Genomic DNA, 23,321 nt, shown 5'->3' with positions numbered 1-23,321 from the left:
CGGCGACGGAGCAGGCCGCCTCTGGCGGGCGGCTGGCCGCGAGTCTATCTCAAAGCGGGCGCTGCATGTAGCGATGGCTGGAGACGCCCGGCAGGGTCGAGACGCGCTCCGCCTGCACGCTGAAACCCAGCCGTTCATAGAGCGCCTGGGCCCTGGGATTGGCCGCCGAGACGTCCAGTGCCGCCATGGGCAGGCCGACGCTGCGGCCGATCTGCAGGAAGTGGTCGATCAACTGGCTGCCCAGGCCTTCGCCGCGCAGTGTCGGCGTAACGCCCAGGTGCGCCAGATACAGTGTCCGGCGCGGCGGCGGGCAGATGATCCGTTCCAATTGCAGGCCGCGGCGAATCACCCCCGCCGAGCTCCATCCGAAGTAACCGAGGATCTGCCGCGTCGCCGCCAGCATGTAGCCCAGGTTGGCTTCGCCGCCGAACACCGTGCCGGCCGCTACCACCTCGCCGTCCTGTTCGCCGACCCAGTGCTGGCGCCAGCCGAACTGGCCGCCGCCCTGGACAAAGGCGTAGCGCAGGAAATCCTGGGCGCTGTTGCGGCCGGGGCGGGCGAAGGCGTAGTCGAAGGCGTCGGGGCCGGAACTGTAGATCAGCGGGATGGCGGCATCGACATCATCGGGACGGGCGCGGCGGAAGGTCAGCGACATGCAGGCGACTCCTGAGTGGGAGTCGAGAATCTAGCACTATGGTTCCATGAAAAGCAGGGTCAGCCTGGCGCCTGCAGCCACTGCAAGGCGCCGAGCCCGGCGGCGCGACCGCTGGCGAAGCAGGCGGTGAGCAGGTAGCCGCCGGTGGGTGCTTCCCAGTCGAGCATCTCGCCGGCGCAGAACACGCCCGGCAGTGCCTTGAGCATCAACTGTTCGTCCAGCGCTTCGAAGGTCACGCCGCCGGCGCTGCTGATGGCTTCATCCAGTGGGCGGGGGCGTACCACGGTCAGTGGCAACGCCTTGATGAGTTGGGCGAGGCGCTGCGGATCGGCGTAGTCCTGCGCTGTGGACAACTCGCGCAACAGCCCGGCGCGCACGCCCTCCAGCCCCAGGCGGCCGCGCAGGTGGTTGGCCATGGACTTCGAGCCGCGCGGCTGGGCGACGGCCTTGGCGACCTGCTCCAGGCTGCGGTTGGGCAGCAGGTCCAGGTGCAAGGTGGTGCTGCCGGTCTGTTCGATGCGCTCGCGGATGCCGGAGGACAGTGCATAGACCAGGCTGCCTTCGATGCCGCCGACGGTGACCACGAACTCGCCCTGGCGCGGCGTGCCGCCGGCCAGCGAGAGCGCCACCGGCTTGACCGGCGCGCCGGCGAACTTGTCGCGGAAGAACTCGCTCCAGCCGGTCACCTCGAAGCCGCAGTTGGCCGGGCGCAGCGGCGAGATATCCACAGCGCGTTCGGCCAGCAGCGGCACCCAGGCGCCGTCCGAACCCAGGCGCTGCCAGCTGCCGCCACCGAGGGCCAGCACGGTGGCGTCGGCGCTGACGCTGCGTTGGCCTTCCGGCCCGTCGATCAACAGCGCGCCCTCGGCGTTCCAGCCCAGCCAGCGGTGCCGGGTGTGGATGATCACACCGGCTTCGCGCAGGCGCTTGAGCCAGGCGCGCAGCAGCGGCGCGGCCTTCATGTCGGTGGGGAAGACGCGGCCGGAGGTGCCGACGAAGGTTTCGATACCCAGGCGGTGAATCCACGCGCACAGCGCCTGGTTGTCGAAGGCGTCGATCAGCGGCGCGAGGGCTTGCGCGCGCTGGCCATAGCGCGACAGGAAGGGTTCACGTTCCTCGGAGTGGGTGATGTTCATGCCGCCCACGCCGGCCAGCAGGAACTTGCGCCCGACCGAAGGCATGGCGTCGAACAACTCCACCTGCACACCGGCGCCGGCCAGGACTTCGGACGCCATCAGGCCGGCAGGACCGCCGCCGATGACGATGGCGGTGCGGGAGGCGAGCGGGCGGGAGTCGGTCATGCAAAGGGCCAGGCAAAGGAGTGCGGGAAAGGGCGCAATTCTAGCGCAGCGACACGGTGCACCGGTTGCTCATTTTTTGTTCAGTTTCCCCGGAGCCTGAGAGGGTGCGCCTGGCAGGCGTTTTCCCGCAGCTTATCCACAGACCGCTCCACCGCTGCCGTGGAAAAAACTGGGGAGCGGGGAAGAGGTTTTCTGTCTCCTGAACGCTAGGGGTTGCGATAATTCTTACAGGGGATCGGGATTGCGCCGATGTTGGCGCTTTTGTGAATCCATCAGCATGCGGGCCTCTTGCAACCTGGTCCGACTGACGATGAAAGTCCGTGATTACCTTCGCTCTCATGAGGCCCACCTGTGGGTGGAGGGCAGCGACACCCGCGTCCGGGTGAATGGCCTCGACATTGTCATCCGCAGCCTCCCCAGCGAGGAGATTCGCACCCTGCTCAACGAGGCGGTGGCCCATATGGTGGTGCGCCTGAACAAGAACCTGCAGGGTTCGAAAGTGAAGTTCGAACAACGCGTGCTGGAGTTGCTGTCGATACAGATCGCCCTGCACAACCTCTACGTGTTCACCAACTGGAGCCGCCTGCTGCCGCGCTACCTGCAATACGCGGGACCGCTGCGCGCGCAGGAGCTGTTGCAGCACCATGTTCCCGAACAGGTGATGCGCTTCTGCGAAAAGCACTACGCCGCCGAATGCCGGCCACGCGCCGCTGCTTTGCTGGGGTACTCCGACCACGAACTGATGCGCTGGGAACAGCAGCGCCTGCCGTCGCGCATGGACACCAACAACTCGCGCTACCGGTCCAGCTGAAACTCGCGCGCTACCCGCGCGGCGCTGTGGTGCAGGATGCCGTGGCGCCGGGCCAGCGCCTGGCGGTCCCTGTCGTAGCCACCGCCGATCACGCCCACCACCGGGATGTCGCTGGAAAGGCAGCGGCGGATGACGTGCTCGTCCCGCGCCGCCAGTCCCGCGTCGGTGAGTTGCAGGTAACCCAGGGCGTCGTCCTTGTGCACATCCACGCCGGCGTCGTAAAGCACGATGTCCGGCTGGTACAGCGGCAGCAGGTAGTCCAGCGCCTCCTGCACCACCTTCAGGTACTCCGCGTCACCCAGGTGCAATGGCAGGGGTATGTCCCAGTCGCTCTGAGCCTTGCGCGCGGGGAAGTTCTTCTCGCAGTGCAATGATACTGTCACCGCGTCCGGCACGTTCTCCAGGATGCGCGCCGTGCCGTCGCCCTGGTGCACGTCGCAGTCGAAGATCAGCACCCGGTTGGCCTTGCCACTTTCCAGCAGATAGAGGCTGATCACCGCCAGGTCGTTGAAGATGCAGAAGCCCGAGGCGTGGTCGTGGTGCGCGTGGTGCGTGCCGCCGGCGAGGTGGCAGGCCAGGCCGTGTTCCAGCGCCAGTTCTGCACTGAGCAGCGAGCCGCCCACCGCCCGTACCGTGCGTCGCGCCAGGGCTTCGCTCCACGGAAGGCCGAGGCGGCGCAGTTCTTCGCGCTCCATCGCGCCGCTGCAATAGCGCTCGATATAGGCGCGGTCGTGGGCCAGGGCGAGGATATCCACAGGGCAGAGTTCCGGGCGCAGCAGCTCGGCGTCGCTCACCAGGGCACTGTCCACCAGGTGGTCGCGCAGCAAGCGGAACTTCTCCATGGGAAAGCGATGGTTGTCCGGGAAGGGCGGACTGTAGTCGTCGTGGTAGACCAGGGGTATCGGCATGCAGGCAAGGGTACGCCGGGGGGGGCACAGACGAAAGGGCCGGCGTTGCGCCGGCCCTTTTGGATCAGCCTTCGTTGGAGAGGGCGGTGCTGCGTGGTGCGCTTCGGCTGGTGGCCACCGAGACCGACCACAGCAGGAAGCCGCCAATGGCCAGCAGGCTGCCGACCCAGCCCGGCGAGGTCCAGCCGTAGCCGGCCGCCAGGGCCACGCCGCCGAGGTAGGGGCCCAGGGCGTTGGCGAAGTTGAACGCCGAGTGGTTCAGCGCCGCGGCCAGGCCCTGGGCGTCTTCGGCGACGTCCATCAGGCGGGTCTGCAGCACGGTGCCCAAGGCGCCGCCGAAGCCGACGAAGAACACGCAGATCGAGATGGTCCAGATGTTCCCCGCGGTGAACGGGAAGATCGCCAGCACTACTGCGCTCCACACCAGCAGGCCGCCGGCGGTGGGCATCACGGCGCGGTCGGCGAGCACCGGGATGAACAGGTTGCCCAGGGTCATGCCGATGCCGAACACCGCCATCACCAGCGGTACGATGCTGGGTGAAACGTGGGTGACGGCGCCGAGGATGTCGGCCAGGTAGGTGTACACCGCGAACAGGCCGCCGAAGCCGATGGCGCCGATGCCCAGGGTCAGCCAGACCTGGCCGCGCTTGAGTGCACCCAGCTCGCGCAGTGGACTGGAGTCCGGCTCGGCGGGCGAGTAGGGGGCCAGCAGGCGCACGCAGATCATGGTCAGCACGCCCAGCGCGGCCACCAGGGCGAAGCTCCAGCGCCAGCCCACGGCCTGGCTCAGCCAGTTGGCCAGCGGCACGCCGATGATGGTGGCGACGGTGAGGCCGAGGAACATCCGCCCCACCGCCACGGTGCGACGGTGTGGCGGCACGATGGAGGCGGCGACCAGCGCGGCGATGCCGAAATAGGCGCCGTGGGGCAGGCCGCTGATGAAGCGGAACAGCAGCATCCAGTGGTAGGTCGGTGCCAGGGCGCTCAGGCCATTGCCGAGGGCGAACAGTGCCATCAGCAATACCAGCAGGGTACGCCGCGGCAGCCGGGCGCCGAGCACTGCCAGCAGCGGCGCACCGACGACCACGCCCAGGGCGTAGGCGCTGATCACGTGGCCGGCGGTCGGGGCGTCGATGCCCAGCGCCGGGGCGAAGTAGGGCAGCAGGCTCATGGTGGCGAATTCGGTGGTGCCGATGGCGAAGCCGCCGACAGCCAATGCGAAAAGCACCAGGGCCGTACTGCGTTGCAGTCCGGTGGTGGAGGTCGTCATGGGAGTTCCTTGGTCTTTTTTGCGGTGCGCCCGGGCGGCGCGGCTGTCTGCGTGAGCACGGTCAAGGCAGTGACCGACAGCGAAGGTAGGAGAAAAATACCAGATGAAGGCGCCTCTGTGCTGAATCGATTGCGCCTCGTCTGACGGAGTGCGTCCTACAGGCCCGTCGCCGGGTATCATGGTGACCTTTGATTGAGCGCGAAGATTCCCATGGATTTTCCCAGCCTGACCACCGAGCGCCTGCTGCTGCGTCCCTGGCGTCGCGACGATCTCGCGCCCTTCGCCGCGCTGAACGCCGACGCGCAGGTGATGCGCCATTTCCCTGCCTGCCTGAGCCGCGAGGACAGCGACCTGCTGGCCGCACGCATCCTCCAGCACTTCGACGAACACGGCTTCGGCCAGTGGGTGGTCGAGCGCCGCGACGATGGCGCCTTCATCGGTGTACTCGGGTTGGCGCGAGTGACCTTCGACGCCCCTTTCGCCCCGGCGGTGGAAATCGGCTGGCGCTTCAACACGGCGTACTGGCGACAGGGCTATGCGCTGGAGGCAGCCCGCGCGGCGCTGGCGTTCGCCTTCGATTCGCTGAAGCTCGACGAGGTGGTCGCATTCACCGTGCCGGCCAACCTGCCGTCCCAAGGGCTGATGCAGCGCCTGGGCATGCAGCGCGACGAGGCCGGCGACTTCGAGCATCCGCGCCTGCCGCCAGGCCATCCGCTGCGCCCGCATGTGCTCTACCGGATTCGTCGCCCATGAAGCCAATCGAAGGCGTCCGCGCCTATCACGACCTCAGCAGCCATCGCCCCGAACGCTTCGCCCCCGGCCCCGGCCAACTCGACTGGGCGACCCAGCCGGCCGCCTTCCGCCGTTATGCCGGCGCGCGCTGCATCGAATTGCTGCACCGGCCGCAGGAAGAGTCGCCGGGTTATGACGAGGCGTTCGCCGGCCCGCTCGGCACGCCCGCGCTGCTGACCCTCGCCAGCGTCTCGCAGCTGCTCTACGACAGCCTGGCGCTGTCGGCCTGGAAGGACGCGGGCGGCAGCCGCTGGGCACTGCGGGTCAATCCTTCCAGCGGCAACCTGCACCCGACCGAGGCCTATCTGCTGCTGCCCGCCGGGGCGGTGGATAACGCAGCGCTGCTGGCGCACTACAGCGCCGACGAGCATGTGCTGGAGGTGCGCGCCGAGCTTTCTGCGCCGCTGGCCGAGCAACTGAGCGACGCCCTGCCTGCCGGCGGCTTTTTGCTGGCGCTGGCGAGCATTCCCTGGCGCGAAGCCTGGAAGTACGGCGAGCGCGCCTATCGATACTGCAATCACGACCTCGGCCACGCGCTGGCCTGTCTGGGTATCGCCGCGGCGATCCAGGGCTGGGGAGTGCGCCTGCTGCGCGGCATTGCTGAAACACGGCTGGATGCGCTGATCGGCCTGGACCGCGAAGGCTTCAGCGAACGCGAATGCGCCGACGTGCTGCTGTGGATCGGTCCGACGCAGGCGGCCGAGTTCCCATTGCCGGAGACCCTGCTCAAGGGGCTCGCCGAACTGCCGCTGGCCGGCGTGCCGAATCGCCTGTCGCGGGACTATCGGCACTGGCCGGAGCTGGAGCGCGTGCACCACCTGTGTCGCGCGCCGATGTTGCCTGCGCGTGAATGGCGCGCCGCGAACGCCGATCCGGCTGTGGATAATCCCGGCCTGCCGCTACGCCCGATCCTGCATCGCCGGCGCAGCGCGCAGTCCATGGATGGGCGCAGCGGCATTTACGCCGAGCTGCTGTATGCCTGGCTGCGCCGCCTGCTACCGGAGCGCTCGCCGGTGCCGTTCGCCTGCACGGGAGAGCCGACGCGCATTGACCTGCTGATCTTCGTCCACCGCGTGCAGGGCCTGGAGCCGGGGCTGTACTGGCTGGGCCGCAGTGGTCGCGAGCCAGGCGGGTTGCGTGAGGATTACCTGTGGCAGCCGGTGACGGAGAGCGGTGTGCCGCTGTACCGCCTGCTGTCCGGCGATGCGCGCGGGCTGTCGGCCTTCCTGTCTTGCGGGCAGGACATCGCTGGCGACGGCTGCGTCGCCTTCGCCATGCTCGCTGATCTCGACGCCGCGCTGGCCGAGGGCGCCTGGACCTATCCGCGCCTGTACTGGGAAGCTGGGCAGATCGGCCAGTTGCTTTACCTGGAAGCCGAAGCGGCGGGGCTGTCGGGCACCGGCATCGGCTGCTATTTCGATCCGGCGCTGGACGAATTGCTCGGCGGCGGTCCGGACTGCCCGGTCAGCCTCTATCATTTCACCATCGGCCGCGCCGTGTGGGACGAACGCCTCAGCAGCCTTCCCGCCTATCCGTCGCCACGCCGACTCCCACTTCAGCAAGACCGCAATTGAGGAAACAACGCGCATGACCCAGATCCTGGACAACCTGGTGGCTCTGCTGAGCCTGGAGCAGATCGAAGAGAACCTGTTCCGCGGCATGAGCCAGGACCTCGGGTTCCGCCAGCTGTATGGCGGGCAGGTGCTCGGCCAGGCGCTGTCGGCCGCCAGCCAGACGGTGGAAGCCGAGCGCCACGTGCACTCGATGCACGGCTACTTCCTGCGACCGGGCGATGCCAGCAAGCCGGTCGTCTACCAGGTCGACCGCGTGCGCGACGGCGGCACCTTCAGCACCCGCCGCGTCACCGCGATCCAGAAGGGCCAGCCGATCTTTGCCCTGAGCACCTCGTTCCAGACCGACGAGGAAGGCTTCGAGCACCAGATCAGCATGCCCGACGTGGTCGGCCCGGAGAACCTGCCGACCGACCTCGAACTCAAGCAGCGCAGCGCCCAGCAGTTCCCCGAGCGCATCCGCGACAAGCTGCTGTACCCCAAGCCCATCGAAATCCGCCCGGTCACCCAGAACGACCCTTATGACCCGGTGGTCGGCGAGCCGATCAAGTACCTCTGGCTGCGCGCCGACGGCAAGCTGCCGGATGTGCCGGCGCTGCACAAGTACATCCTCGCCTACGCCTCGGACTTCGGTTTCCTCACCACCTCGCTGCTGCCCCACGGCCGCTCGGTGTGGCAGAAGGACATGCAGGTCGCCACCATCGACCACTCCGTGTGGTTCCACCGCGACCTGCGCGCGGACGAGTGGCTGCTTTACGCCATCGACAGTCCCTGGGCTGGCAACGGCCGCGGCTTCGTGCGCGGCAGCATCTTCAACCGTGACGGCCAGCTGGTGGCGTCCTCGACCCAGGAAGGCCTGATCCGTCGCCGTGAGGACTGGGCATGACCCTGGGTGAAGTGCGCCACTGGGTGTTCGACATGGACGGCACCCTGACCCTGGCGGTGCACGACTTCCCGGCGATCAAGCGGGCGCTGGGGATCCCCCAGGAACACGACATCCTCAGCCACCTGGCCGCGCTGCCGGAGGACGAGGCGGCGGCCAAGCATGCCTGGCTGCTGGAGCACGAGCGCGAGCTGGCGGTGGCCTCTACCGCCGCGCCGGGTGCCGTGGAACTGGTGCGCGCGCTGCATGGCGCCGGCTACCGACTGGGCATTCTCACACGCAATGCCCATGAGCTGGCGCTGATCACGCTGGCCGCCATCGGCATCGGTGATTGCTTCCTGACCGAAGATGTCCTCGGCCGCGGCGAGGCCGCTCCCAAGCCCAGCCCGGATGGCCTGCTGCGCCTCGCCGCGCGCTGGGACGTGGCGCCGCAGCGGATGCTGATGGTCGGCGATTACCGCTTCGATCTCGACTGCGCCCGTGCCGCCGGGGCGCACAGTGCGCTGGTGAATCTGCCAGAGAACCCCTGGCCCGAGCTGACCGACTGGCATGCGCGCGATTGCGCGGAGCTGGGGCGGATGGCGGGGGTACTCTGAGTCCTGCTGCCGTGCGGGTTCGCGAGCAAGCTCGCTCCTACAGGTATTGCCTACGCTGAAGCTTCGGCGTTTGCTGGGCTGCTCTTCGTAGGAGCGAGCTTGCTCGCGAACAGCCATTTACACCGCTGCTGCAGGTCCAGGGAGCCTCGAACGTAGGATGGGTGGAGCCTAGGCGATACCCATGCTGCCAGTGCAGTGAGCGATGGGTATCGCTTCGCTCCACGCCATCCTACAAAAGCGCGACGCCTTATAGCTCCGGCGTCCAGGTCACCGCCAGCAGTGCGGTGCGGCCCGGCTCGCGATAGGGCCGGGCTTCGCCCATGAAGTCCATCGGGCTGGTCGGGCGCAGGTAGTCGCCGAGGGTGTAGTCGCGGTCCAGGGCGTTATCCAGCTTCAGGTCGAAACGAATCTCGCTGCTGGCCAGCCAGCTGGTACGCAAATCGAGAACGCCATAGCCGGACAGCTCGCGAGTGTTGGCCGCGTCGTCGTAGCGCTGGCTGACCGCGCGCCAGGTGCCGCCGACGCCGAAGGCGGCGAACTGGCGGTCGAGGTCCAGGCTCAGCGTGCGGCGCGCGCGGTAAGGCAGGGTGTGGCCGGTGTCGCGGTCGCGCGGGTCGATCAGGCTCAGGCCGAGGGCGGCCTGCCAGCCCAGTACCTCGCGGGCGACGCTGGCCTCGAAGCCGTCGATGCGCACCTTGTTGATGTTCTCCGGCTGGTTGCTGCTGCTGTCCCAGGCGATCAGGTCATCGATCTCGGTGCGGTACAGCGAGGCTTCCAGGTGCGTGCCGGAGAAGTCGCCGCGCCATTGCAGTTCGTAGGTTTTCGAGGTCTCGGCCTTCAGCTCCGGGTTGCTCGCGCCGGGGTAGTAGAGGTCGCTGAAGGTTGGCGCGCGGAAGCCTTCGCCATAGCTGGCGATCCAGGTCTGGCTGTCGCCGACCGGCAGGCTGAAGGCGGCGTTCCAGCTGTTCTGGCTGCCGTAGGCCTGGTTGTTGTCGTGGCGGATGCCCAGTTCGGTGCCGAAGTCGTCGCCCTTGAAACTGTGCTGGGCGAAGAAGGCGCGGTTGCTGCGCTGGTCCTCGGCGAAGTCGGTGCTGCCGTCGACCTTGTCTTCGTACCAGTCGGCGCCCAGGGCCAGCTGGTTGGCGTCGTCCAGTTGCAGGCGGTTGATCCAGCTCGCCGAGTGGCGGGTGGTTTCCAGGGTGCCGTTGTTCCAGCTGTCCGCGGCGCCCACGGCCTTGTTGCGGTCGAAGCTGCGGCCCAGCTCCAGGCGGCTGTTCCACATGTGGGTGATCTGGCCGTCGAGGTAGGCGCTGTAGCTGCTGACGCGGAATTCGTCGCGGGGCGAGCCCGGTTCGAAGTTGTAGGCGTCGTCGTATTCGTTCTTGCCGCGCTGGTCGTTGAGGTTCAGGCCGGCCTTCCAGTCTTCGCTGAAGCGGTGGTCCAGGTTCAGGTGTACCGCCTTGTTGCGCTGGGCGTCGTGGTCGCTGTCGGCGCCGACGTTGTCGCTGGTGCGGTCCCAGCCCTGGCTCTCGTCGAGGCTGGCGCCGAGGTTGTAGCGCGTCTGTTCGTCGCCACCGGAGAGATTCAGGCTGCGTTCGAAGGTGCCGTGGCTGCCGGCGGCCAGGCGTACTTCCGGGTGCAGGCCGGCTTCGCCGCGACGGGTGAAGATCTGGATGACCCCGCCGATGGCGTCGGCGCCGTACAGCGCGGAGCGCGGGCCACGGGTCACTTCGACGCGTTCGATGCTGTCGATGCTCAGGTAGTCCAGGCGGGCGATGCCGCTGCTGGCCGAGGCGACACGCTGGCCGTCCACCAGCACCAGGGTCTGCGCGGTGCTGGTGCCGCGCACGGAGTAGGAGACCACGCCGCCGGAGCTGCCCATCTGCACGCCGGGTACGCGGGCGAGCAGGGCGGGGACGCTGCGTACCTGCAGGCGTTCGATGTCGGCGCGGGTGAACACGCTGTTGGCCGAGGTGGCTTCGGCGCGCGGCTGGGCCTGGCGTGCGGAGGTGATCACCTGGTCGGAGAGCCGGTAGATGTCGTCGGCGGCGAAGGCCAGGCCGGGCAGCAGGCTGGTGGCCAGGGCGAGTCGGGTCAGTTTCATGGAACGTCCTCAAAAGTGGTCGGATGACTTTCGAGGAGGGCGTGGCAAGGGCGGACGCACCGCACTTGACGGTGCGGCCCTCCGCAACACCTGTCGGGGCGTGTCGAGGGCGGTCTCCGGGCTGCCGACATCACATCGCCGCCTTCCCGCGTTAAGCAGTGGCGGATGGCGATGCTGCGCTCCATCAGGGGCGCGTCGGTTACCGTTGCGGGGGCAGCGCAGGTCTTTCACCTGCTTCCCGTTACCTCGAACGAAAACCGGCGCACCTTAGAGGGTGCGCCGGTGACTGGCAATACTCAGTGCGAGGGATGCGCTCAGCGGCTGCCGAGCGCTTCCAGGCGCGCCTTCACCGCGGCCTCGATGCCGGTGGCGTCCAGCCCGCACTCCGCGAGCATCTGCGCCGGTTTGGCGTGCTCGACGTAGTAGTCCGGCAGGCCCAGGTGCAGGATCGGCTGCTGGATATTCTCGCGGGCGAGGAATTCGCTGACGGCGGCGCCCGCGCCACCCATCACCGAGTTTTCCTCGACGGTCACCAGCAACTCGTGGCTGGCGGCGAGCCGGCGCACCAGTTCCTCGTCCAGCGGCTTGACGAAGCGCATGTCGGCTACGGTGGCGTCGAACTGCTCGGCCACTTTCAGTGCCTCGGCCAGCTGCACGCCGAACACCAGGAAGGCGACCTTGCCGGCCTTGCCTTCGCGGCGCACCACGCCCTTGCCGATCTCGACCGGTTCCAGGGCTGCCTCGATGGTGGCGTTGGGGCCGGTGCCGCGCGGATAGCGCACTGCCGCCGGGCCTTCGAAGTGATGGCCGGTGGTGAGCAGTTTGCGCAGTTCGTTTTCGTCGCTGGGCGTCATCACCAGCATGCCGGGGATGCAGCGCAGGTAGGAGAGGTCGAAGCTGCCGGCGTGGGTCGGGCCGTCTTCGCCCACCAGGCCCGCGCGGTCGATGGCGAACAACACGTCGAGGTTCTGCACCGCGACGTCGTGGATCAACTGGTCGTAGCCGCGCTGCAGGAAGGTGGAATAGATCGCCACCACCGGCTTGGCGCCGTCGCAGGCCATGCCGGCCGCCAGGGTCACGGCGTGTTGCTCGGCGATGGCGACGTCGAAATAGCGCTCCGGGAACCTGTCGGCGAAGGCCACCAGGTCGGAGCCTTCCTTCATCGCCGGGGTGATACCGACCAGGCGCGGGTCTTGCGCCGCCATGTCGCACAGCCACTGGCCGAACACGCTGGAGTACTTCGGCCCGCCGGCCTTCTTCGGCACAGCGTGGGCGGGGGCGCCCTCGGGTTCCAGCTTGGTGATGGCGTGGTAGCCGATGGGGTCGATCTCGGCCGGGCCGAAGCCCTTGCCCTTCTTGGTCACCACGTGTAGGAACTGCGGGCCCTTGAGGTCACGCATGTTGCGCAGGGTGGCGATCAGGGTCGGCAGGTCGTGGCCGTCGATGGGGCCGATGTAGTTCCAGCCCAGTTCCTCGAAGAGCGTGCCGGGGACCAGCATGCCCTTGGCGTACTCCTCGGTGCGGCGGGCGATCTCCCAGGCGCCGGGCAGGCGCGATAGCACCTTCTTGCTGCCTTCGCGCATGCTGCTGTAGGTGCGGCTGGAGAGGATCTTGGCCAGGTAGTTGGACAGGCCGCCGACGTTGTTGGAGATCGACATGTCGTTGTCGTTGAGGATCACCAGCATGTCGGCCTTGACCTCCGACGCGTGGTTGAGCGCCTCGAAGGCCATGCCGGCGGTCAACGCGCCGTCGCCGATCACCGCCACTGACTTGCGACTGGAGCCCTGCATGCGCGCAGCAATGGCCATGCCGAGGGCGGCACTGATGGAGGTGCTGGAGTGGCCGACGCCGAAGGTGTCGTACTCGCTCTCCGAGCGGCGCGGGAAGGCGGCCAGGCCATCCTTCTGGCGCAGGCTGCCCATGCGCTCGCGGCGACCGGTGAGGATCTTGTGCGGGTAGGCCTGGTGGCCGACGTCCCACACCAGGCGGTCGTCAGGCGTGTCGAAGACGTAGTGCAGGGCGATCGTCAGTTCGATGACGCCCAGGCCCGCGCCGAAATGGCCACCGGTCTGGCCCACGCTGTACAGCAGGTACTGGCGCAGTTCGTCAGCGAGGGTCAGCAGCTCCGCTTCGCCCAGCCGGCGCAGCTCGACCGGCGTGCTGGCGCGGTCAAGCAGGGGCGTGGCAGGGCGCTCGCGGGGAATCTCGTGAAACGTCGTGGGCATCAGGCTGATCGTTATGAGAAGGCAAAGATGCGGAAGTTTACCTGATGCGCCGGAATGCCCCAAGCAACGTGGGGCCAATCCTTCGGACGACCGGATGGTCGGAAATGGTACGGCAGGCTGTGCCGAAATCGTCGTCGCTGCCGACGATTGCACGCAAGCGGGCCTTGGCGCGAGCATCCACTGTAGACACGATCACCGACCGGCGGCGGATTGCCGCAGTCTTTTGTAGCAACCGAGGAGGATGGCGTGACCCGACTGAGCCTGGAAGAACTGCGCGAACTGTCCGAAGCGATCCTGCGTCGCAACGGTTTCAGTGAGCCCCACGTGCAGGGCGTGACCGCGACGGTGTTGGCCGGCGAGCGTGATGGCTGCACCTCCCACGGGGTGTGGCGGCTGCTTGGCTGCATCCACACGGCGCGCGCCGGCAAGGTTTCGCTCGATGCCGTGCCGGAGCTGTCGGAACCGGCCCCGGCGCTGGTGCGGGTGGACGCCAAGGGCGGTTTCTCGCAGTGCGCGTTCGATCTCGGGCTGCCGACACTGGTCGAGAAGGCGCGCAGCCAGGGCATCGCTGCGATGGCGGTCAACCATTGCGTGCACTTTTCCGCGCTGTGGGTGGAGATCGAGCGGATCGTCGCCCATGGCCTGGTAGCCCTGGCCGTTACGCCGGCCCAAGCCTACGTGGCGCCAGCGGGCGGCACGCGGCCGCTGTTCGGCACCAATCCCATCGCTTTTGGCTGGCCGCGTGTGGGGCAGAACCCCTACGTCTTCGACTTTGCCACCACGGTGGTCGCGCGCGGGGAAATCCAGCTGCATGAGCGCGAGGGCAAGGCGATTCCGCTGGGCTGGGGCATTGATGCCCAGGGCAACCCCAGCACTGACCCGGGGGCGGTGCTCGAGGGCGCCATGCTGACCTTCGGCGGTCACAAGGGCTCGGCGCTGGCGACCATGGTCGAACTGATTGCCGGCCCGCTGATTGGCGACCTGACCAGTGCCGAGTCCACGGTGTTCGACGCCGGGACGAAGTCTTCGCCGTATCACGGCGAACTGCTGATCGCCATCGATCCGGCGCGCTTCCTTGGCGCAGAAGCCCCGCAGCACCTGGCGCGGGCGGAGAAGCTGTTCGAGTCCATCCTCGACATGGGCGCGCGTCTGCCGTCCCAGCGGCGTTTCACGGTGCGCGAACGCAGTCTGAAAGAGGGCGTGGAGATCAGCGATTCGCTGTATGCCGATTTGCGCGCTTTGCTGGCATAAGGGATTTTCCCTGTAGGAGCGAGCTTGCTCGCGAACAGCTTGGCTCCGCTGCTGGGGCGGTTCGCGAACAAGCTCGCTCCTACGAAAAGCGGCGCATAAAAAAGCCCCGGCGCAAGGCCGGGGCCGAGCAGCGGCGCGGGACTGGCCGACAGTTCACTCCCGCGCCGACGAACCCTTCAGCGAGTCACCGCGTTGCGCGTCGTCTCGCCATCCACCAGCCGCGCGATACCCAGCGGATTGGCGTCCTTCAGCGCATCGGGCAGCAGCGCGTCGGGATAGTTCTGGTAACACACCGGGCGGAGGAAGCGGTCGATGGCCAGGCTACCGACGGAGGTGCCGCGTGCGTCGGAGGTCGCCGGGTACGGGCCGCCGTGGACCATGGCGTCGCAGACTTCCACCCCGGTGGGGTAGCCATTGATCAGCAGGCGACCGGCCTTGCGCTCCAGCACCGGCACCAGCGCGGCGAAGTGCGACAGGTCCGCGGCTTCGGCGATCAGCGTGGCGGTGAGCTGGCCGTGCAGGCCGTCCAGCGCGCGGTGCAGTTCGGCCTCATCGGCCACTTCGACGACGATGGTGGTCGGGCCGAAGACTTCTTCCTGCAGCAATTCCTCGCCTTCCACCAGCAGTTCGGCTCCAGCCTGGAACAGCTGTGGCAGAGCCTGGCTGCCCTCCTGCGATTGGCCGGCGAGGTGGCGCACGGCGGGGTGGGCGAGTAGGCGGGCGATGCCCTTTTCGTAGCTCTTGAGTGTGCCGGCGTTGAGCATGGTCTGCGCCGGGCGCTGGCCGATCTCGGCGATCAGGTGGGCGACGAACAGGCTGAAGGCCGGCGAGGCAATGCCGATCACCAGGCCGGGGTTGGTGCAGAACTGGCCACAGCCCATCACCACGGAATCGACCAGCTCGCGGGCGACGTTCTCGCCGCGTGCTTGCAGGGCGGCGGGCAGGACCAGAACCGGGTTGATGCTGCTCATCTCGGCGAAGACCGGGATCGGCTGCGGGCGCGCGGCGGCGAGATCGCACAGTGCGCGGCCGCCCTTGAGCGAGCCGGTGAAGCCGACCGCCTGGATCGCCGGGTGCTTCACCAGCGGCTCGCCGACGCCGACGCCGTAGATCATGTTGAACACGCCGGCGGGCATGCCGGTGGATTCGGCGGCGCGGATGATGGCTTCGCCGACCAACTCGGCGGTCGCCATATGGCCGCTGTGGGCTTTAACCACCACCGGGCAGCCGGCGGCCAGGGCCGCGGCAGTGTCGCCACCGGCGGTGGAGAAGGCCAGCGGGAAGTTGCTGGCGCCGAACACGGCCACCGGGCCGACGCCGGTGCGGTACTGGCGCAGGTCCGGGCGTGGCAGTGGTTGGCGCTCGGGCAGCGCGCGGTCGATGCGCGCACCGAGGAAGTCGCCCCGGCGCAGGACCTTGGCGAACAGGCGCATCTGGTTCGCGGTGCGGCTCCGTTCGCCCTGGATACGGGCGGCGGGCAGCGCGGTCTCGCGGCAGACGGTGGCGATGAAGTCGTCACCGAGGGCTTCGAGTTCGCTGGCGATGGCATCGAGGAACTGTGCGCGGCGCTCTGGCGGCAGCGCGTTGTAGGCCGGGAAGGCGGCTTCGGCGGCGCGCGCGGCGGCGTCCACTTCGGCATCGGTGGCCTGGAGGAATTCACGGGGCAAGGCTTCGCCGGTGCTGGCGTCGAGGCTCTGCAGGCGGAGGGTGCCGGAGCCGACGCGCTGGCCGGCGATGAAGTTCTGGGCGGTCATGGGATGTGTTCCATAGTCTCCGGTGGGCTTTGTGCGGGAGCAAAGGCCCCTCTCCCTAACCCTCTCCCTGAAGGGAGAGGGGACTGGTCCGGCGCGATGCGTCGCGGCGTCCTTCTCCCGCAGCCAATGCGTCAGGAGAGCAGTGGACCTTCATTTCGCTCGGACACTCCCTCTCCCTTCAGGGAGAGGGCGGGGGAGAGGGTTGCCCCGGGCACTCGATACAACGCGGCTCAAAGCCCCACCTCCGGCAGCTTCGGCCGATTGGCCAGCGCCTTGGCCATGATCGTCTCCACGTGCTCTCGATCAGCCCCCTGCAGCGCCAGGCGCGGCGGGCGGGTGAGGGCGGTGCCGCGGCCAGCGATCTCCTCGCACAGCTTGATGCATTGCACCAGGTCCGGGCGGGCGTCGAGGTGGAGAATCGGCATCAGCCATTCGTAGATCGGCATGGCCTCTTCATAACGGCCGGCCTTGCACAGGCGGAAGATGGTTTCGCCTTCCTGGGGGAAGACGTTGGACATCCCGGAAATCCAGCCCTCGGCGCCCACCGCGATGCTTTCCAGCACGACGTCATCGAGGCCGGCGAAGAGGATGAAGCGGTTGCCCACTTCATTGCGTACGTCGATGAAGCGGCGGGTGTCGCCGGAGCTGTCCTTGAAGCAGACGATGTTCTCGCAGTCGGCCAGGGAGATGAGGATGTCCGGGGTGACGTCGTTCTTGTAGATCGGCGGGTTGTTGTAGACCATCACCGGCAGGTCGGTGCTGGTGGCCACGCTGCGGAAGTGCGCCGCCGTCTCGTGCGGCTTGGAGGAGTAGACCAGCGCGGGCATCACCATGATGCCGTCGACGCCGACCTTCTGCACCGCCTTGGCTACCTGGGAGGCACCGTGGCTGGTGAACTCCGCGATGCCGCAGATCACCGGTACGCGACCGCCGGAGGCGTCCTTGGCGACTTCGGTGACGGCCATCTTCTCCTCGATGGACAGCGAGGTGTTCTCGCCCACGCTGCCGCAGACCACCAGGCCCGAGACGCCGTCGCGCACCAGGTTGGAGATCACCTGGTGGGTGGCTTCCAGGTTGACCGAATAATCGTCGTTGAATTGAGTGGTCACCGCGGGGAACACGCCACTCCAATTGACCTTCTTGCTCATGGTTGTCTCCATTGTCGTATTTCGTATACGAAGCTTCTTGAGGAAGTTTCGTCGTCGGGTGCCGCTACGCGGCGAATCAGGGTTGCAGGGGGAATTCAGTAACCGTTCGGCCAGGTATCCGAGAGCCGGTAGCCTTCGGGCCACGGATCGCTCGGGTCGAGCAGGTGCTGGTGGGTGCCGGTGATCCAGGCCCGACCGGAAATGCGCGGGTGGATCGCCGCCTTGTCGCCGACTTGGGTGAGCCCGTCGATGCGACAGTGGAACTTGGAATCGATGATCGAATGGCCGACGAAGCGCTCGCCGTCCTTCAGCTGGCCCTTTGCATGCAGCACCGCCATGCGCGCCGAGCAGCCGGTGCCGCAGGGCGAACGGTCGATCTTGCCGGGGCGGATGACCACCGCGTTGCGGCCGTGCAGTACCCCGTCAACGCGCTCCACCGGAGCGGTCAGCTGGCAGAAGGAGATGTGCGCCCAGTCGTGGTTCTCCGGATGCTTGAAGCCCAGTTGCTGGTTCGCCGCCTGGGTGATCTTCAGGCCGGTGGCGACCAGGTCGGCGGCTTCCGAGGCATGCAGGGTGAAACCGAGGGCATGGGCGTCGGCGAGCACGAAACTGTCGCCGCCGTAAGCGGTATCCACCTGCAGCGAACCCAGGCCTTCCACCTCGATCCAGGCGTCGAGCTTGTCGGCGAAGGAGGGCAGGTTGCGCACTTCCACACGCTGCACCTTGCCGTCCTTGCAGTCGGCCACGGCTTCGATCAGGCCGCCCGGCGCTTCCAGGGTCAGGCGGGTCTGCGGTTCCTGCATCGGCAGGATGCCGCTGTCGAGCAGCACGGTGCTGACGCACAACGAGTTGGAGCCGGACATGGGCGGCACGTCGGCCGGCTCCATGATGATCCAGGCCATCTGCGCGCGCGGGTCCTTCGGCGGAACCAGCAGGTTCACATGGCGGAACACGCCGCCGCGCGGTTCGTTGAGGACGAAGTTGCGCAGCACGTTGTCGCTGGCGATGAAGCGCGACTGTGCCCACACGGTGTCGCCCGGTGGCGGGGCGACGCCGCCGACGATGACGTCGCCGACTTCCCCTTCGGCGTGGCAGCTGACGACGTGGATGATCTTGCTTGAACGCATTGCTCTCTCCTGATTCTCTGGCGGCCCGTTTTCCCTCTCCCCAGCCCTCTCCCTGAAGGGAGAGGGAGCCGTCCGTGCCGGCTGACGCCAAGGCATCAACCTGCTCCGTTCAGTCCCCTCTCCCGCATGCGGGAGAGGGTTAGGGAGAGGGGCTCTTGTCTCTAGTTCATCAACGGCCTAGTTCACCGACCTCAGGAACTCCGCGGTCTCTGCCCGCTGCGGGTTGCCGATCACCTGCTCCGGCGTGCCGATCTCATGCACCAGCCCCTCGCGGAAGAACGCCACGCGGTCGGACACATCGCGCGCGAAGCGGATTTCGTGGGTCACCAGCACCATGGTCATGCCCTCTTCGGCGAGCAGGCGCATGGTGTCGAGCACCTCGCCCACCAGCTGCGGGTCGAGCGCCGAGGTGGCTTCGTCGAACAGCATGTAGTCCGGCGACATGGCCAGCGCGCGGGCAATCGCCATGCGCTGCTGCTGCCCGCCGGAGAGCTTCTGCGGAAATACCTTGAGCTTGTCGCCCAGGCCGACGTGCTTGAGCTGCTTCACCGCCATCGCCTCGGCTTCTTCCTTGGACAGGCCCAGCACCTTGCGCGGGGCGAGCATGACGTTCTCCAGCACGGTGAGGTGCGGGAAGGCGTTCCACTGCTGGAAGACGATGCCGATCTTCTGCCGCAGCTTGTTCAGGTCGGTGGTCCTGGCGTGGACCTCGATGCCGTCGACGCGGATCTTGCCGCGCTGGATCGGCTCCAGGCCGTTGATGCACATCAGCAGGGTGGACTTGCCCGAGCCCGAGCCGCCGATGATCGAGACCACTTCGCCCTTCTTCACGGTCAGGCTCACGCCCTTGACCACTTCGAGATCGCCGTAGGCTTTGTGCACGTTGTCGATTTCAATCATTTTCCTGCCACCTTTGTTCCAGCCGGGCGCCGAGGCGCGCCACGACCCAACTCATGAGGTAATAGATGACCCCGGCGATGCACAGCACCAGCAGGGGTTCCTGGATGCGCGTCACGATGGTCTGCGAGGCGCGGAGCAGTTCGACGATGCCGATCCACATGACCAGCGCGGTGTCCTTCATCACCCCCAGCACCAGGTTCAGCCAGCCGGGGAAGGCCACGCGCGCGGCCAGCGGCAGCACGATGTAGCGCAGGTCCTGCCAGTAGGTCAGGCCCAGCGAGCGGCTCGCCCGGCGGATGTTCGGGCCGACGGCGAGGATGCCGCTGCGGATGATCTCGGTGCAGAACGCCGCCGCGTACACGCCCAGTACCAGGCAGCCGACGGTGAAGGCGCTCCAGTTCAGGCCGACGATGCTTTTCAGCGAGTTGAACAGCACGAACTGGATCAGCAGCGGCACGCTTCTGAAGATGTCGAGGAACCAGCCGACCGGCATGGTGGCGCGCGGCAGGGTGGCGCGCAGCCAGCCGAGCACGATGCCGGCGAGGGTGCCGATGAGCATGGCGCCGACGGTCAGCTTGACGGTGACCCAGGCCCCCTGCAGCAGGAACAGCAGGTCGTTTGCGGTGAAGCTCGTGGAAAACATGCGTGCTTCTCCTAGTAGCGGAACAGTCGCCAGCTCAGCAGGCGGGCGACCGCCACGATGACCTTGGCGATGAGGTAATAGAGCACCGCGGCCAGGGCGAAGTACTCGAAGGTGCGGAAGGTGCGCACGTTGAAGTCCTGGGTCACGCCGGTGAGGTCGTTGTTCAGGCCCACCACCACGCCCAGCGAGGTCATCAGCACCGCCCAGACCATCTGGTTCGTCAGCGGGTAATAGACGATGCGCAGCAGTTGCGGAACGATGATCATCCGGTACGCCTGGAAGGCGCTCATGCCCAGCGAGCGCGCGGCGCGCATCTGGGTGTCCGGAACGGCCTTGAGGCCGCCGCGGAAATTCTCCGCGAGGTAGCCGGCGTTGTTGAAGGTGATCCCCGCCAGCAGCGCCACCCAGGAGCTGACGTGCAGGCCGAAGGAACCCAGGCCGAAGTACAGGATGTAGATCTGGAACAGCGACGGGGTGTTGCGGGCAATCGATACCCAGGTGTCGGCGAAGCCCTTCAGCAATGGATTCTTCATCTGCCGCATGACGGTCAGCAGCAGCGCGATGAGCACGCCGAGGATCATCGACAGCGCGGCGGTTTCCAGGGTCACCCAGGCGCCGCCGAGCATGTCCGGCAGGGCCTTGAACGCCGAGCGCCAGTGGAAGCTGTAGTTGAACATCAGCGTACCCCCTCGCTCAGCCAGCGCGGCACGCCACCGTCACCGCGTCCGCTGCAGGCCGCCTCTACGCAGGCGGCGAGGCTGCCGAAATGCACCTGCCGCCCGGCCAGGCCCGGACCGTAGTGGGCGTACTTCGCCGAGTTGGTCATCAGCGTGGTGCACTGCGGCGGGATCACCGGCTCGCCGATCATGCACCAGCAGGTGTCGTTGAGCAGCTGCGCGCCGAAGTCTTCCAGCACCTTTACGTCGCCGGCGGCGCGGGCCTTTTCCTGCACGGCGCGGCCCAGGGTGATGACCAGTGCGACGTCCGGATGCTTGCGGCGCCCGGCAACCAGTTTGGCCAGTTCCGCGCATTCGCTGGCGGAGAAATGCGGGTTGCCCAGGGACACCAATTGCACGCCGGGTTCGCTGGCGTGGTCCAGCTCGCGCCAGGAGGCGATGAGGTCCGCCGGGGTGACGCGCAGGTGTTGCTGCGGCGACCGGTCGCCCAGGGCGGTGGCGGTGTCCGGCGCTTCCGGGGTGATGCCGGCGATGTGGAACATCGGTGCGGCGGAGGTGGTGGCGAAGGCCGCGCCGAAGGCTTTCAGCGCATCGCTGTCCGGCGCCAGCGGCTGCAGGCCGTCGACCACCGGGATGCGTGAGCCGCACAGCTCGCCGATGTGGTAGCCGAGCAGCGGGAAGAGCGACTCGTCGTGCTCGGCCGGCAGCTCGACATCGATGCGCAGCGTGGCCAGCCGGCCTTCGTCGCGGTGGCTGCCGACGTTCGGTGCGCGGCCGGTGAGGGCGATGCAGATGTCCAGGTAGTCCGGGTATTTCAGGGTGCGCGCGCCGAGCACGCTGTTGGCGTAGACCACGGCGTTGGACTCGGCCCAGACCACCTGTTCGCCGAGGCTCGGCCTGCTGTCCAGCAGGTAGGGCGCGCAGGTGTAGCTCATCTGCGCACCCATCTCCATGTAGGCGTCGCCCAGCGCGGCAGCAGGCTCGCCGAAGGCCTTGTCGACGCCCAGCTCCCGCCAGCGGCGGTGGTCCACGGAGATGGAATTGAGAGTGGTCGGCACCTTCACCCTGCCGCCCCAGTCCGCCAGTTGGCGGGCGAAGCGCAGGCTCGCGGGGCCGGTATAGATGCAGCCATCGATGTGCGCCTGGGCGACGTCGAGCAAATCCTTTGCACCTTGCAGCGCGGCCATGCGCAGGACGATCTGCATGGCGGCCTGGGCGGCCTTGCCGTGCTTGCCATCGAGCAGCTCATGGTCGCCCGCGTTCAGCGCCAGGCCTTCCGGCAGCGGCCCGGCATCGCTGGCCATCACGCCCTGCCAGCCATCGGCAGGGCGCTGGGCCGTGAGTGTCACGGTATCGCCTTCGATGCGGGCCCAGCCGCCCGCGGACAACAGCTCGAAACCCTCGCGCCCCACGCACAGCACCGGGATGGAGCGGCCGAACAACGCCTGCGCCACCAGCACGCCGAGGGTGAGGATTTCATCCGGCTCGGCCAGCAGCAGCGCTGCCGGTGCGTGGCCGTTGAGCAGTATCTCCAGCATCACGCTGCTGCCGGTGCAGGAGCCGCGTCCGCTGGGAATCGCCAGCACCCGGCCGGGCAGGAAGCTGCCCGACAGCGGATGGTGGCGGTCGATGACCTCGCCCGTGAAAGGCTCGACGCCTCCCCAGAAGCTCAGCCCGGTGTCGGCGGACAGTAGTGCCCCTTCGGCGCTACCCCCCATCAGGACCCGCCCTGTCAGGCGTGAGTCCTGCACCCTTGAAGCCTGCATCGAAGACATGTCGCACCCGCTGTCAGTAGTACACGTGGGGAACGGTGAGATCGACCGGGGTGCCGCCCACCCACTTCTCGTACAACTCGGCGTAGCGGCCGGTGCGCACCTGCTGGTTGACGAAGAGGTTGAGGTAATGGATCAGGCCGTATTCGTTGCGCGCGGCGGCCAGCGACACGTAGTCGATCACGTAGGGCGCGTTACCCACGACTTTCAGGCCCTTGTACTTGCCGGACTTGAGGGTGGAAGCGGCGACGGTGTTGGTGACCACCGTGGCGTCGATGTGGCCCTGGGCGACGGCGAGGATGGTGTCGTTCTGGCTCTGGTAGGCACGGAAGGAGCCCTTGCCGGCCCATTTCTTCACGTCCTTCTCCAGGGCGATGGCCTCGTAGGTGCCGCTGGTGTTGCCCACCGGGCGGTCCTTGAGGTCGTCGTATTTCGTGATGCCGGTGTCCTCGCGGGTCAGCACCACCATCTGGAAGGCGAAGTAGGGGATGGTCATGGCGACCGTCTTGGCGCGCTCCAGGGTGTCGGAGGTGGAGGCGACGATCACGTCGGCGCGGCCGGAAACCAGCGCGGGAATACGATCCGGGAAGGGCGTCTCGACGACTTCGGCGGTAACACCGAGGACTTTCGCCAGGTCGTTGCAGTAATCCACGTCGAAACCGACCGGGTTGTTCTGCGCATCGCGCGAGCCCATGGGCGGGAAGTCCAGGGTAACGGCGCAGCGCAGCTTGCCGGATTCGATGATGTCGTCGAGCTTGTCGGCCTGGGCTTGGCTGGCAAGGAACACAGCGGTGAGGGCTAGCGCAATTCGGGAGAATTTCATGGGGGCCTCTCTGAGTCAGTGTTGTGCAGCGATTTTTGTATTATGGATTTCGTATACGATATTTTCATGAGCAAGGCATGTGCCAGAAACCATCGGGACGTGACTCATGG

20 protein-coding genes and 1 riboswitch are annotated in these 23,321 nt (G+C 67.3%); of the genes, 6 read left to right on the top strand and 14 right to left on the bottom strand.

Annotated elements, in window-relative coordinates; all coding sequences use genetic code 11:
* Positions 1-49: 49 nt before the first annotated feature.
* Together C167_RS0128555 and C167_RS0128550 are read right to left on the bottom strand one after the other, a co-directional pair.
* A complete protein-coding gene (locus C167_RS0128555; RefSeq protein WP_017521749.1) occupies positions 50-655 on the bottom strand; it encodes a GNAT family N-acetyltransferase in 606 nt (201 codons plus the stop codon).
* Positions 656-714: 59 nt separating this feature from the next.
* A complete protein-coding gene (locus C167_RS0128550; RefSeq protein WP_017521748.1) occupies positions 715-1,956 on the bottom strand; it encodes a TIGR03862 family flavoprotein in 1,242 nt (413 codons plus the stop codon).
* A 310-nt stretch (positions 1,957-2,266) separates the two neighbouring features.
* Here C167_RS0128550 and C167_RS0128545 point away from each other — a divergent pair, with 310 nt between their 5' ends.
* Positions 2,267-2,767: a hypothetical protein gene (locus tag C167_RS0128545; RefSeq protein ID WP_051168003.1), complete on the top strand. Its 501-nt coding sequence runs from the start codon at positions 2,267-2,269 to the stop codon at positions 2,765-2,767.
* Here the strand turns inward: C167_RS0128545 and C167_RS0128540 are convergent.
* Both C167_RS0128540 and C167_RS0128535 read right to left on the bottom strand, forming a co-directional pair.
* On the bottom strand, positions 2,752-3,675 hold the full coding sequence (locus tag C167_RS0128540) for a histone deacetylase (RefSeq protein ID WP_017521746.1): 924 nt from the start codon (positions 3,673-3,675) through the stop codon (positions 2,752-2,754). The genes C167_RS0128545 and C167_RS0128540 overlap by 16 nt on opposite strands.
* A 64-nt stretch (positions 3,676-3,739) precedes the next feature.
* Positions 3,740-4,945, bottom strand: coding sequence for an MFS transporter (locus C167_RS0128535; RefSeq protein WP_017521745.1), 1,206 nt, complete (start codon positions 4,943-4,945; stop codon positions 3,740-3,742).
* A 210-nt stretch (positions 4,946-5,155) separates the two neighbouring features.
* Between C167_RS0128535 and C167_RS0128530 the strand changes: the two genes are divergently transcribed.
* From C167_RS0128530 to C167_RS0128515, 4 genes are read left to right on the top strand one after another with little or no spacing between them, the layout of a single operon-like run.
* Positions 5,156-5,698, top strand: coding sequence for a GNAT family N-acetyltransferase (locus tag C167_RS0128530; RefSeq protein WP_017521744.1), 543 nt, complete (start codon positions 5,156-5,158; stop codon positions 5,696-5,698).
* The gene (locus C167_RS0128525; RefSeq protein ID WP_017521743.1) at positions 5,695-7,311 is read left to right on the top strand and encodes a nitroreductase family protein; all 1,617 of its coding nucleotides are present in this window, start codon (positions 5,695-5,697) and stop codon (positions 7,309-7,311) included. Before C167_RS0128530 ends, C167_RS0128525 begins: the two co-directional genes overlap by 4 nt.
* Before the next feature lie 13 nt (positions 7,312-7,324).
* The gene (tesB, locus tag C167_RS0128520; protein WP_017521742.1) at positions 7,325-8,194 is read left to right on the top strand and encodes an acyl-CoA thioesterase II; all 870 of its coding nucleotides are present in this window, start codon (positions 7,325-7,327) and stop codon (positions 8,192-8,194) included.
* Positions 8,191-8,787, top strand: coding sequence for an HAD family hydrolase (locus tag C167_RS0128515; RefSeq protein WP_017521741.1), 597 nt, complete (start codon positions 8,191-8,193; stop codon positions 8,785-8,787). Before tesB ends, C167_RS0128515 begins: the two co-directional genes overlap by 4 nt.
* A gap of 247 nt (positions 8,788-9,034) precedes the next feature.
* Here C167_RS0128515 and C167_RS0128510 read toward each other — a convergent pair whose 3' ends face one another.
* Together C167_RS0128510 and dxs are read right to left on the bottom strand one after the other, a co-directional pair.
* Positions 9,035-10,891 carry a TonB-dependent receptor domain-containing protein gene (locus C167_RS0128510; protein WP_017521740.1) on the bottom strand — a complete coding sequence of 619 codons (1,857 nt, stop codon included), beginning with the start codon at positions 10,889-10,891 and terminating at the stop codon, positions 9,035-9,037.
* Between the two features lie 89 nt (positions 10,892-10,980).
* Positions 10,981-11,177, bottom strand: a riboswitch (cobalamin riboswitch).
* A 28-nt stretch (positions 11,178-11,205) separates the two neighbouring features.
* On the bottom strand, positions 11,206-13,116 hold the full coding sequence (gene dxs / locus C167_RS0128505) for a 1-deoxy-D-xylulose-5-phosphate synthase (protein WP_017521739.1): 1,911 nt from the start codon (positions 13,114-13,116) through the stop codon (positions 11,206-11,208).
* Between the two features lie 246 nt (positions 13,117-13,362).
* Between dxs and C167_RS0128500 the strand changes: the two genes are divergently transcribed.
* Positions 13,363-14,367, top strand: a complete 1,005-nt coding sequence (locus C167_RS0128500) for an Ldh family oxidoreductase (protein ID WP_017521738.1) — start codon at positions 13,363-13,365, stop codon at positions 14,365-14,367.
* Positions 14,368-14,543: 176 nt separating this feature from the next.
* Here the strand turns inward: C167_RS0128500 and C167_RS0128495 are convergent, their stop codons facing one another.
* From C167_RS0128495 to C167_RS0128460, 8 genes are all read right to left on the bottom strand, one after another.
* A complete protein-coding gene (locus C167_RS0128495) occupies positions 14,544-16,121 on the bottom strand; it encodes an aldehyde dehydrogenase (NADP(+)) (RefSeq protein ID WP_017521737.1) in 1,578 nt (525 codons plus the stop codon).
* A 230-nt stretch (positions 16,122-16,351) separates the two neighbouring features.
* The gene (locus tag C167_RS0128490; protein WP_017521736.1) at positions 16,352-17,269 is read right to left on the bottom strand and encodes a dihydrodipicolinate synthase family protein; all 918 of its coding nucleotides are present in this window, start codon (positions 17,267-17,269) and stop codon (positions 16,352-16,354) included.
* Positions 17,270-17,364: 95 nt separating this feature from the next.
* Entirely contained in the window at positions 17,365-18,396 is a 1,032-nt protein-coding gene (locus C167_RS0128485) for a trans-3-hydroxy-L-proline dehydratase (RefSeq protein ID WP_017521735.1), read from the bottom strand.
* A 177-nt stretch (positions 18,397-18,573) separates the two neighbouring features.
* Entirely contained in the window at positions 18,574-19,296 is a 723-nt protein-coding gene (locus C167_RS0128480) for an amino acid ABC transporter ATP-binding protein (protein ID WP_017521734.1), read from the bottom strand.
* Positions 19,289-19,939 (bottom strand): amino acid ABC transporter permease, encoded by a 651-nt coding sequence (locus tag C167_RS0128475; RefSeq protein ID WP_017521733.1) that lies wholly within the window; start codon positions 19,937-19,939, stop codon positions 19,289-19,291. Before C167_RS0128475 ends, C167_RS0128480 begins: the two co-directional genes overlap by 8 nt.
* Before the next feature lie 11 nt (positions 19,940-19,950).
* Positions 19,951-20,616 (bottom strand): amino acid ABC transporter permease, encoded by a 666-nt coding sequence (locus C167_RS0128470; RefSeq protein WP_017521732.1) that lies wholly within the window; start codon positions 20,614-20,616, stop codon positions 19,951-19,953.
* Entirely contained in the window at positions 20,616-22,334 is a 1,719-nt protein-coding gene (locus C167_RS0128465; RefSeq protein ID WP_017521731.1) for an aconitase X, read from the bottom strand. The genes C167_RS0128470 and C167_RS0128465 overlap by 1 nt, the downstream gene beginning before the upstream one ends.
* Positions 22,335-22,404: 70 nt before the next feature.
* Complete coding sequence (locus tag C167_RS0128460; protein WP_017521730.1) at positions 22,405-23,211, bottom strand: transporter substrate-binding domain-containing protein; 807 nt, start codon at positions 23,209-23,211, stop codon at positions 22,405-22,407.
* Positions 23,212-23,321 lie beyond the last annotated feature (110 nt).

Source organism: Pseudomonas nitroreducens TX1 (assembly GCF_000313755.1).
In the GTDB taxonomy this organism is placed as follows: domain Bacteria; phylum Pseudomonadota; class Gammaproteobacteria; order Pseudomonadales; family Pseudomonadaceae; genus Pseudomonas; species Pseudomonas nitroreducens_A.
The sequence above is the reverse complement of the archived record's forward strand: the minus strand, read 5'-3'. Positions and strand labels throughout refer to the sequence as shown.